The sequence below is a fragment of the Neisseria sp. HMSC075C10 genome (genome assembly GCF_001815615.1).
Taxonomy (GTDB): Bacteria; Pseudomonadota; Gammaproteobacteria; order Burkholderiales; family Neisseriaceae; genus Neisseria; species Neisseria subflava_A.
The window spans coordinates 125,114-136,244 of the sequence record NZ_KV821248.1; the positions used below are offsets into that span (position 1 = coordinate 125,114).

12 protein-coding genes and 1 pseudogene are annotated in these 11,131 nt (G+C 48.1%); all 13 read left to right on the forward strand.

The features are described 5' to 3' along the window. The first annotated feature begins 235 nt into the window (after positions 1–235). Positions 236–691 carry a division/cell wall cluster transcriptional repressor MraZ gene (gene mraZ / locus HMPREF3047_RS02630; RefSeq protein WP_070712108.1) on the forward strand — a complete coding sequence of 152 codons (456 nt, stop codon included), beginning with the start codon at positions 236–238 and terminating at the stop codon, positions 689–691. Beyond that, a complete protein-coding gene (rsmH, locus tag HMPREF3047_RS02635; protein ID WP_070585193.1) occupies positions 688–1,650 on the forward strand; it encodes a 16S rRNA (cytosine(1402)-N(4))-methyltransferase RsmH in 963 nt (320 codons plus the stop codon). Before mraZ ends, rsmH begins: the two co-directional genes overlap by 4 nt. A gap of 63 nt (positions 1,651–1,713) precedes the next feature. Further along, positions 1,714–1,977 carry a cell division protein FtsL gene (ftsL, locus tag HMPREF3047_RS02640; protein WP_003681879.1) on the forward strand — a complete coding sequence of 88 codons (264 nt, stop codon included), beginning with the start codon at positions 1,714–1,716 and terminating at the stop codon, positions 1,975–1,977. 78 nt (positions 1,978–2,055) lie between these two features. Then, entirely contained in the window at positions 2,056–3,804 is a 1,749-nt protein-coding gene (locus HMPREF3047_RS02645) for a peptidoglycan D,D-transpeptidase PBP2 (RefSeq protein ID WP_004518895.1), read from the forward strand. Between the two features lie 26 nt (positions 3,805–3,830). Further along, on the forward strand, positions 3,831–5,309 hold the full coding sequence (locus HMPREF3047_RS02650) for a UDP-N-acetylmuramoyl-L-alanyl-D-glutamate--2,6-diaminopimelate ligase (protein WP_070712109.1): 1,479 nt from the start codon (positions 3,831–3,833) through the stop codon (positions 5,307–5,309). Positions 5,310–5,490: 181 nt separating this feature from the next. Further along, entirely contained in the window at positions 5,491–6,012 is a 522-nt protein-coding gene (locus tag HMPREF3047_RS02655) for a M23 family metallopeptidase (protein WP_070712110.1), read from the forward strand. A 53-nt stretch (positions 6,013–6,065) separates the two neighbouring features. Further along, positions 6,066–7,079, forward strand: coding sequence for a DUF1887 family protein (locus HMPREF3047_RS02660; protein WP_070712111.1), 1,014 nt, complete (start codon positions 6,066–6,068; stop codon positions 7,077–7,079). A 31-nt stretch (positions 7,080–7,110) separates the two neighbouring features. Beyond that, positions 7,111–8,478 carry a UDP-N-acetylmuramoyl-tripeptide--D-alanyl-D-alanine ligase gene (gene murF / locus HMPREF3047_RS02665; RefSeq protein ID WP_070712112.1) on the forward strand — a complete coding sequence of 456 codons (1,368 nt, stop codon included), beginning with the start codon at positions 7,111–7,113 and terminating at the stop codon, positions 8,476–8,478. 50 nt (positions 8,479–8,528) lie between these two features. After that, entirely contained in the window at positions 8,529–8,912 is a 384-nt protein-coding gene (locus tag HMPREF3047_RS02670; protein WP_210399752.1) for a hypothetical protein, read from the forward strand. Between the two features lie 16 nt (positions 8,913–8,928). Next, positions 8,929–9,078, forward strand: a complete 150-nt coding sequence (locus HMPREF3047_RS11390; RefSeq protein WP_003748282.1) for a hypothetical protein — start codon at positions 8,929–8,931, stop codon at positions 9,076–9,078. A 101-nt stretch (positions 9,079–9,179) separates the two neighbouring features. After that, positions 9,180–10,262 (forward strand): phospho-N-acetylmuramoyl-pentapeptide-transferase, encoded by a 1,083-nt coding sequence (gene mraY / locus HMPREF3047_RS02675; protein WP_070712113.1) that lies wholly within the window; start codon positions 9,180–9,182, stop codon positions 10,260–10,262. A gap of 116 nt (positions 10,263–10,378) precedes the next feature. After that, on the forward strand, positions 10,379–10,867 hold the full coding sequence (locus HMPREF3047_RS02680; RefSeq protein ID WP_070712114.1) for a group II truncated hemoglobin: 489 nt from the start codon (positions 10,379–10,381) through the stop codon (positions 10,865–10,867). A gap of 60 nt (positions 10,868–10,927) precedes the next feature. Next, a pseudogene (locus HMPREF3047_RS02685) lies at positions 10,928–11,131 on the forward strand (SEL1-like repeat protein); the annotation flags it as partial.

Below are 11,131 nucleotides of genomic sequence, written 5' to 3' on the forward strand. Positions count from 1 at the left end.
TGCTTTTTTATATATATAACCTATTGAATTTAAAGTGTTTAGTGTTTTATTTCAGATAAGAAACGGATTTGACCTGATTGCCAAAATTTCTTATAGTGTCGGTTAGTGGGGCATAGTGGGTGAAAGTGGTTACTTTTTCCTAAAAAGTGTTCCGTGGAAGTGAAAACGAAAGATTTTAGGAAGGTGGGATTTTTAATCCCACTCTGTTTTATTTTAATCGAATTTGGGGTGTGATGTGTTTGGCGGTGCTCATGAATTGAGTATGGACAGTAAAGGGCGGTTGGCGATTCCTGCCAAATTCCGCGATATTTTGCTGCGCCGTTATACGCCTGCAATTGTGGTCACACTGGATTCCCGAAAAAAATTATTAATGTACCCCGAGCCCGTTTGGGAAGAAAAAGCCGAGCAGGTTTTGAAGTTGAAAGTAGCCGGCAATGAAGCTTTGCAACGGTATCAGAATTTGCTGCTGCACAATGCTGAGATTTTGGAGTGGGACAGCGCCGGACGCGTTTTGATTCCGGCCAATCTGCGTAAACGTGTGGATTTTGAAAAAGAAGTTACTTTGGTTGGCCGTGCAAACCGTATGGAGTTGTGGGGCCGCGAACATTGGGAAGAGGAAATGAATCAGGCTTTGGATATCGATCCTGATGAATTGGCTTTCCAATTGAGTCAAACGGATTTGCAATTGTGAGTAAAGTTGAAAATTATCAGCATGTTACTGTCTTGTTGCATGAGGCAGTGGACGCGTTGGCAATCCGTGAAGACGGGATTTATGTGGACGGTACGTTCGGTAGGGGAGGGCATTCCCGGCTGATTTTGTCGCGTTTGGGTGAGCAGGGTCGTTTGGTTGTTTTTGATAAAGACCCCGAGGCGATTGCGGTAGCAAATGAGCTGGCGGCGCAAGATAAACGTGTCAGTGTCGTACACAATGGTTTTGAAACATTTCAGACGGCCTTGGATGAATTAGGCATCGATAAGATTGACGGTGCGCTTTTTGATTTGGGGATTTCGTCGCCGCAAATTGACGATGGCAGCCGCGGATTCAGTTTCCGCTTTGATGCGCCGTTGGATATGCGGATGGATCCGACTCGCGGGATGTCTGCGGCAGAATGGATTGCAACCGCATCCGAACAGGATTTACACGAGGTAATTAAGAATTATGGTGAAGAGCGGTTTAGTCGCCAGATTGCGCGCGCCATTGTTGCGCAACGCGAGGAGAGTCCCATCGATACAACCCGCAAGCTGGCGCAGCTTGTGGCGCAAAACGTCCGTACTCGTGAGCGCGGACAAGACCCTGCAACGCGCACCTTCCAAGCAGTTCGCATCTTTATTAACCGCGAGCTCGAAGAGGTAGAGGCAGTTTTGCCGCAGGTTGCAGGCCGTCTGAAAGAGGGTGGGCGCTTGGCTGTCATTGCGTTCCATTCGCTGGAAGACAGAATTGTGAAACAGTTTATTAAAAAATATTCGCAACATGCGCCATTGCCCCGTTGGGCAGTGGTTAAGGAAGCGGATTTGCCTCAGCCGCCTTTGAAGGCTGTGGGCAAAGCAATCAAACCGGGTTCGACAGAGACTGAAGCCAATCCGCGTGCGCGCAGTGCAGTTTTGCGTGTGGCGGAGCGCAGTAGCGGCGAATTTTCGGTTATTGAGTAGGGGATGGCGTCTAAACGCTGTCGTAAGAGATAGTCCTGTTGACAGGCCGTCTGAAAGTTTGAGATGGGTAAGTTGAATATTTTATTGCTGGTTTTGGTGACGGTCTCAGCCTTTGCCGTAGTGTTTAAGCAAAACCAGTCCCGTTTGCATTTTATCGAGTTGGATAAGGCACAAAAACGGGAAATTCAGTTGGAACAGGATTACGCGCGCTTGAAGCTGGAGCAAGCAAGATTGGCAAACCACAAACTGATTAAAGTGGCGGCCGAAAAGCAACATCTGCTTCCACCGGGTGCGCATAATACGGCTATGCTGGAACGCAAAAAATAAGAATATAGAGCCTTGCATTGGTGCAAGATTTACGGGATTTGATGGCTCACTGAGCAGCTAAGTCATGAGAAGTTCAACATGTTAATTAAGAACGAATATAAACCTCAAATGCTGTCTGGAACAACAAAAACGAAAAAGCCGCTGACAAGTAACGGGCGAATCGGTTTGGTGCTGGGCGCTGTTGCGCTGGCATTTACCGGTCTGTTGGTACGCGGGGTTTATTTGCAAACCAGTCAGCATGAATTTTTGAAAAATCAGGGCGACCAACGTTTTGTGCGTACGCTTCCGCTGCCGGCATCACGCGGTATGATTACCGACCGCAATGGTGCCACATTGGCTTTGAGTGCGCCTACCGAATCATTGTATGCCATGCCTTCCGGTATGGAGGAAATGCCGACTGACGAGCAGTTGGAAAAATTGTCGGCCATTGCCGATGTCCCTGTTGAAGTTTTGAAAAATAAATTGTCTAAAAAAGACAAAGGTTTTATCTACCTGAAACGCCAACTCAGCTACGAGAAAGCAGAAGAAATCAAAGCATTGGGCATTAAAGGCATTGCATTCCAAAAAGAATTGAAACGCCATTACCCGATGGGCAATCTGTTTGCGCACGTTATCGGTTTTACCAATATCGACGGCAAAGGTCAGGAGGGCTTGGAGCTTTCCCGTGAAGACAGCCTGCGCGGTGAAGATGGTGCGAAAGTTGTATTGCGTGACAACAAAGGCAATATCGTAGACAGCCTCGACTCTCCACGCAACAGCGTGCCTAAAAACGGCCAAGACATGATTTTGTCTTTAGATCAGCGTATTCAGACGCTGGCTTATGACGAGTTGAACAAGGCTGTGGCTTATCACAAGGCTAAAGCGGGTACAGTTGTGGTATTGGATGCGCAAACCGGCGAAATTTTGGCTTTGGTCAACAGCCCGGCTTACGATCCGAATCAACCGGGTCAAGCCAATAGCGAACAGCGCCGCAACCGCGCCGTAACCGACATGATCGAACCCGGTTCTGCCATGAAGCCGTTTACCATTGCCAAAGCATTGGATTCCGGCAAAGTAGATGCAACCGACACATTCAATACCCTGCCTTACAAAATCGGTCCGGCTACCGTACAAGATACCCACGTTTATCCTACTTTGGATGTGCGCGGCATTATGCAAAAATCTTCCAACGTCGGTACCAGTAAACTTTCTGCCATGTTTACGCCTAAAGAAATGTACGATTTCTATCACGATTTGGGTGTGGGCGTGCGCATGCATTCAGGCTTTCCTGGTGAGACTGCAGGTTTGTTGAGAAGCTGGCGCAGATGGCAAAAAATCGAACAAGCAACCATGTCTTTCGGTTATGGCCTGCAATTAAGCTTATTGCAATTGGCGCGTGCCTATACTGTCCTGACCCATGACGGCGAATTGTTGCCGGTCAGCTTTGAAAAACAAGCGGTTGCCCCTAAAGGCAAGCGCGTCATCAAAGCCTCTACTGCGAAAAAAGTGCGCGAGTTGATGGTTTCCGTTACTGAAGCCGGCGGTACCGGTACTGCCGGTGCTGTGGATGGTTTCGACGTAGGTGCGAAAACCGGTACGGCGCGTAAACTGGTCAATGGCCGCTATGTGGACAACAAACACGTCGGTACGTTCATCGGTTTTGCCCCGGCTAAAAATCCACGCGTGATTGTGGCCGTTACCATCGACGAACCGACTGCCAACGGCTATTACGGCGGCGTGGTTGCCGGTCCCGTATTCAAAGAAGTCATGAGCGGAAGCTTGAACATCTTGGGCGTTTCCCCAACCAAGCCTTTAAGTAATACCGCTACTGTCAAAGTACCGTCATAATCCAAACAATCAAAGAGATATTGTTTATGTTCAGCAAGTTAACCCCCTTGGCTGAAACCAACTTTCCGCCTCTGCTGTGTGAAAACGCAGCAGGGCGTTTGTTGCATTCAGACAGCCGACAAATTAAACAGGGTGACATTTTCGTTGCCTGTCAGGGCGAATATACAGACGGCCGCAGCTATATCCCTGCCGCCATTGCCAACGGTGCAACCTTTGTTTTTTGGGATGATGACGGCAAATTTACATGGAATCCCGAATGGAACGTTCTCAATCAAGGCATTAAAGATCTGAAACATCGCGCCGGTATGTTGGCGGCACAGGTTTACGGCAATGTTTCAGACGGCCTTAAAGTTTGGGGCGTAACCGGTACCAACGGCAAAACCTCTATCACACAATGGCTGGCGCAAGCTGCCGATCTGTTGGGCGAAAAAACCACCATTATCGGCACAGTCGGCAACGGCTTTTGGGGCGCATTGGAAGAGACCACGCATACCACTCCTGCCCCCGTCGATGTCCAAACCCTGCTCTACCGCTTCCGCCAGCAAGGCGCAACAGCCGCCGCAATGGAAGTTTCCAGCCACGGCCTTGACCAATCGCGCGTCAACGGCGTGCCGTTTCGCAGCGCAATCTTTACCAATCTCACCCGCGACCACCTCGACTATCACGGCACCATGGAAGCCTATGGTGCCATCAAATCGCGCCTGTTCTACTGGCATGGTCTGCAACACGCCATCATCAATGTCGATGACGAATACGGCGCAGAACTCGCAGGCCGTCTGAAAAAAGACTGTCCCGATTTAGCCGTTTATGGCTATGGTTTCAGCGAACACGCTGATATCCGCATTACCGATTTCACCGCTTCATCAGACGGCATGGAAGCCGTATTCCAAACCCCGTGGGGCGAAGGAAAATGCCGCACCCGTCTGCTCGGACGGTTCAACGCGCAAAACCTCGCCGCCTGCGTTGCCTTGCTGTGTGCCAACGGTTATCCACTCAATAACGTTTTGGAAGTACTGGCAAAAATCCGTCCTGCTTCAGGCCGCATGGATTGCATTATGAACAGCGGCAAACCTTTGGTTGTCGTCGATTATGCCCATACGCCCGATGCACTGGAAAAAGCACTCTCCACTTTGCAGGAAATCAAACCGCAGGGAGCGGCTTTGTGGTGCGTATTTGGCTGTGGCGGTAACCGCGACCGTGGCAAACGTCCGCTGATGGGTGCAGCAGCCGTACAGGGCGCCGATAAAGTGGTGGTTACCAGCGACAACCCGCGCTTAGAAAATCCGCAAGACATCATCAATGATATTTTGCCTGCCGTACCTAATCCTGAACGCGTCGAAGTTGATCGCGCAGTTGCCATCCGTTATGCGGTTGAGCAAGCCGCTGCGAACGACATCATTCTGATTGCCGGTAAAGGGCATGAAAACTATCAGGATGTACAAGGCGTGAAGCATCATTTCTCCGATTTTGAAATCGCAGAAAAAGCATTGGCAGAGCGCGGTTAAGCCATATCGCAAATATTCAGACGGCCCGAAACCTTAAGGCCGTCTGAAAAAGATTTAAACCTATACAATAAAAAGCAACACGACACACGCATTACGGCACGTCAGCCATTAAACCCATCACAGTTGTTTGTTTCAGAGGATTTTTTAACAAGGCCGTCTGAACAACAAGGAGACCGATTTGATGCTGAAAATGCCGACAAAAACCTTATTAATCAGTGCAGCCGTAGTTTTATTTGCAGGCTGTACAACCAAACAACTTCCTCGTCCAACTGCCGAAATCGAGCAGTTGAGGGCGCAACAGCCTCCTGCCGAGCAAAGCCTGCCCAATCCCGTTAAAGGCAAGCGTTTTGACGACACTTGGGGCACGGCGCGCAGTCAGGGGCGCAGGCATGAAGGTGTGGATATTTTTGCTAAGAAAAACACGCCGATACGTAGTACAACGCCTGGTATCGTCACTAAAATCGGGCGCAACCGATTGGGCGGTAAAGTTATCGGTATTCAAGGGCCGGGTGCGTGGCATTATTATGCCCACCTGAATAAATTTGCCCGTATCCGCCTGTATGAGCGAGTCAAAGAAGGGCAGGTCATCGGCTATGTCGGTAAAACCGGCAACGCTAAAACCACACCGGCCCACCTGCATTACGGCGTGTATCTGCCGAGCGGTGCGGTGAATCCGTATCCGCTGATTAACCAGGAAAGATAAAATTTTCAAACGTCGTCTGAAATAAATTTTGAAACAAATAATAAGGGAACATTATGGGTATTTTTCGCTGCAATAAATGCGGTTACATGAATGAGCATTACTACGAATCCGGAATGAGTGAAATTGCTTGTCCAAAATGCACGGCTCCGGTTAAGGTTTACGACACTTTATTTTTTGTCAGTAAATTGTTGGAACGTTATTTTTCAGTGAACCGGGAATTGCAGGCTTTGAAGCAACAGGAAGACGGCAGGGAGGAAAATGCACAGCAAGATACTGGTTCGGAAAATCAAAATTATAATCTGCTGGCAGGCGTCAATTTATCGGAAACCGACATTTTAGCTACTGAAAAACAACATGAACCAATACGGCAATGGTTTGCCCGAGCCAATATTGTGCCGATGTTTAACTTTCAGGCGGTCAATATGAGCGGTTTTTTTGATGAGGCTGCCATTAAATTAGGCAACAATTATCAGATTACTAAAAATATGTTGGGGCAGATTAGTTGGGCATATAGTCACAACCACACAAGCATTAGTTTGGATATAGGCAAAATGTCGCAAAAAGATGGGCAAACAATGAATAATCTATGCCGACAATTTTATAGCCATACTCTGTTTTCTAAGTATTTCTATCAGAAACAGGAAAAAATTGTTCGCTTGAATCTGCAACGTGCCACTGCCATCAAGCACTTTTTTTGTGGTGGTTGGCTTGAATGGTTTGCGTTGGGCAAAATGCTTGAAGAAGCAAAACACAAAGGCAAAGATTATGCTTTTTCTTGTGCCCGAAATGTAAAAGTCAAATTCGACAATGAAGATAAACAGGAGTTAGATGTTGTATTTTTGCCGATGGGTAAAGAGCCGGTTGTGGTGGAATGTAAATCAGGGGAGTTCAGACGAGACATTGAAAAATATGTACGCTTGAAAAAACGATTGAATTTGCCGGATGACCGCTTTGTGATACTGGTTGCCGATTTAGAGGAAAGCCAGGCAGTGGCATTAGGCAGTATGTACGGTTTAACTTTTGTTACGCCTAAATCTATGATGAAACATTTACAGATGGTTATGTGAGGCCATCTGAAAAAAACAAACGAAAGAAACCATGAAACCACTAGACCTAAATTTCATCTGCCAAACCCTCAACCTTCCGATGCCGTCTGAAAATCAACCTGTTTCGCGTATTGTTACCGACAGCCGCGATATTCAGGAAGGCGACGTATTTTTCGCGCTTGCCGGTGAGCGCTTTAACGCGCATGACTTTGTTGAAGATGTATTGGCAGCGGGGGCGACGGCGGTTGTGGTTTCGCGCGAAGATTGTGCGGCTTTGAAAGGCGCATTGAAGGTTGACGATACGCTTGTGGCTTTGCAAAAACTGGCGAAGGCTTGGCGTGAAAATGTGAATCCGTTTGTCTTTGGTATTACCGGCTCTTCCGGCAAAACGACGGTTAAAGAGATGTTGGCCGGCGTATTGCGTCATCGATTCGGTGATGAAGCTGTGTTGGCGACTGCCGGCAATTTCAACAACCATATCGGCCTGCCGCTGACTTTGTTGAAACTGAACGAAAAACACCGCTATGCCGTCATTGAAATGGGTATGAACCATTTTGGCGAGTTGTCTTTGCTGACCCGAATCGCCGGTCCGAATGTCGCTCTGGTCAATAACGCTTTGCGCGCGCATGTTGGTTGCGGTTTCGATGGTGTCGGCGATATTGCTAAAGCTAAAAGTGAAATCTACGAAGGTTTGTTTGCAGACGGTATTGCGCTGATTCCATGCGAAGATGCCAATATCGCTACATTTGAAGCCGCTACTGCACAACTGAATGCTCAGACTTTCGGCATTGCCAGTGGCGATGTCCATGCAGAAAATATTGAGTTGAAACTGTTGTCCTGCGAGTTTGATTTGGTGCGTGACAATGAACGTGTTGCCGTGGTGTTGCCAGTCCCCGGCCGTCACAATGTGCATAATGCCGTAGCGGCAGCGGCTATGGCTTTGGCGGCAGGTTTGAGCCTTGCCGAAGTTTCAGACGGCCTGAAAAATTTCAGTAATATCAAAGGCCGTCTGAATATCAAGCAAGGCATTAAAGGCGCGACTTTGATTGACGATACTTATAATGCCAACCCTGACAGCATGAAAGCCGCCATTGATGTGCTCGCCGCTATGCCTGCGCCGCGTATTTTTGTAATGGGCGACATGGGCGAATTGGGCGAGGACGAAGCCGCAGCCATGCACGCCGAAGTTGGCGCGTATGCACGGGATAAAGGCATCGAGGCCGCATATTTTGTCGGTGACAACAGCGTTGAAGCGGCAGAGACGTTTGGTGCGGAAGGTTTGTGGTTTGCAGATAAAGATCCGCTGATTCAAGTGTTGAGCCACGACTTGCCTGAACGCGCTACTGTATTGGTCAAAGGCTCGCGCTTTATGAAGATGGAAGAAGTGGTCGAGGCACTGACGGATAAAGAGGTTGTCTGAAAATGGAACAGAAAAGGAAACGGCCTATACTGTTGCAGGTTATCGTTGGGATGATGGTAGTGGCAGCAGTGTTATGGCCGGTTGTAGTGTGGCAGTACATCAAAGATGTAGGATTTGAGACAATAAGCGAAGCATACGAAAGCACAAGAGGACGTTGGGGTTGGTTTGAATTTTGGTTAGGAAATTTTCATTTGCTTGTGCAAGTGATATTGATGCTGGTTAGTGCTGTTGGATTATGGAGAGGTAAGGATTGGGCGCGTAGGTTATGGCTGTATGGCTGTATACTGTATATCGTCTACAATATGGTCGGTTATTTGGTTTCCCCTAGAATCGGGTTTCCATTGTTGGATGTCATTATTCGCGCTGCAATTTGTTACAGCTTGTTTTGCTTACATCCCAAGGATTATTTTCAGACTCAAGAAAATAAAACTTAAGAAGGCCGTCTGAAATATGAAAAAGATTTTACTATTGGCTGGTTTGCTGATTGCTGCGTTTTATGCTGGAATGAAAGTACAGGCATTTATTTATGAAGATACCTGCTTGGATTTGGGCGGCGGAAAGAATCCTGGAAACTATCCGATTTGCGTGGTAGAGAAATAATCTTACTCAACAAGGCCGTCTGTAATTTCAGACGGCATACCGATTTATTTTTAATTGGGCAATAAGCCCGCTGTAACAACAAAAACAAAAAAGGAAGCCCCATGTTTTTATGGCTCGCACATTTCAGCAACTGGTTAACCGGTCTGAATATTTTTCAATACACCACATTCCGTGCCGTGATGGCTGCGCTGACTGCTTTGGCGTTTTCTCTATTGCTTGGTCCGTGGACCATCCGCAAACTGACTGCGCTTAAAGTAGGCCAAGCCGTCCGTACCGACGGACCTCAAACCCACCTGATCAAAAACGGTACGCCAACCATGGGCGGCTCGCTGATTTTGACCGCCATTACCGTGTCCACAATCTTGTGGGGCAACTGGGCAAATCCTTATATCTGGATTCTCTTAGGAGTCTTGCTTGCTACCGGCGCACTCGGTTTTTACGACGATTGGCGCAAAGTGGTTTATAAAGACCCTAACGGCGTGTCTGCCAAATTTAAAATGGTGTGGCAGTCCAGCGTTGCCATCATCGCTGGTTTGGCGTTGTTCTACCTAGCGACAAATTCCGCCAACAATATCCTGATTGTTCCCTTCTTCAAGCAAGTTGCCTTGCCGCTTGGCGTAGTCGGCTTCTTGGTGTTGTCCTACCTGACCATTGTCGGCACATCCAATGCCGTTAACCTGACCGACGGCTTGGACGGCTTGGCCGCATTCCCCGTTGTACTTGTCGCAGCCGGTCTTGCCATCTTTGCTTATGCCAGCGGCCACTCCCAATTTGCCCAATACCTGCAATTGCCTTACGTTGTCGGCGCAAACGAAGTGGTGATTTTCTGTACCGCTATGTGTGGCGCATGTCTCGGCTTTTTGTGGTTTAACGCTTATCCGGCACAAGTCTTCATGGGCGACGTCGGCGCGCTGGCATTGGGCGCGGCACTCGGTACCGTTGCCGTCATCATCCGCCAAGAATTTGTCCTCGTCATCATGGGTGGCCTGTTTGTTGTTGAAGCCATTTCCGTTATGTTGCAAGTCGGTTGGTACAAACGCACCAAAAAACGCATTTTCCTGATGGCGCCGATTCATCACCATTACGAACAAAAAGGCTGGAAAGAAACCCAAGTCGTCGTCCGTTTTTGGATTATCACCATCGTCTTAGTGCTGATTGGTTTGAGTACCCTCAAAATCCGCTAAATTTCCAAAGGCCGTCTGAAAGTTTCAGACGGCCATTATGTAGGATAAGCATGCTTGTCTGAATCCTCTATTTCAAAAATAAATCCCGCAATAATCCACACAGAAAGTCCCCAAACATGTACCAATCTTTCGGCGGCGCAACCGGTATCCGCACCCTGACCGACCGTTTCTACGACTTAATGGAACTTGAGCCGAAATACCAAGCCTTACGCCAAATGCACGGCGAAGACATGACCCTGATACGCGAAAAGCTCTACGAATTTTTCAGCGGCTGGCTCGGCGGTCCACAACTCTTTGTCGAAAAATACGGCCATCCCCAACTACGCGCCCGCCATATGCCGTTTGCCGTCAACGTACAAGTCCGCAACGAATGGATCGCCTGCTTTGCCCAAGCCATGAGCGAACTGGACATCGACAAAGCACTTGCCGAGCCTGTTTTAATCCAAGTCTTTGCCATGGCAGATTGGTGCCGTAACCAAAACGAAGACGGTATCGAACCACCTATGCCGCCGATGGCGGTTGACCCATGGGTGCGCGCACCGGAATTGCAGCAGATTTTAGCCAGCTATGATGTCAATGGATTTTTTGAGGAATTTGCTAGTTAAGGCCGTCTGAAAAAACTAGGATAAAATAGAAACAATAATTTGAAAGAAATGGATTTTAGAATGAATAAATTATTAAAAACAATAATGGTAGCCCTATTGTCTTTGGGCTTGGCGCAGGCAGTTTGGGCTGATGACGTGTCAGATTTTAAAGAAATGCTTCAAGCTGCGGAGCAAGGAAATGCTAAAGCCCAATTTTATTTAGGTGTGATGTACACCAATGGGCAAGGAGTTCGACAAGACGATGCACAGGCAGTGCAGTGGTAT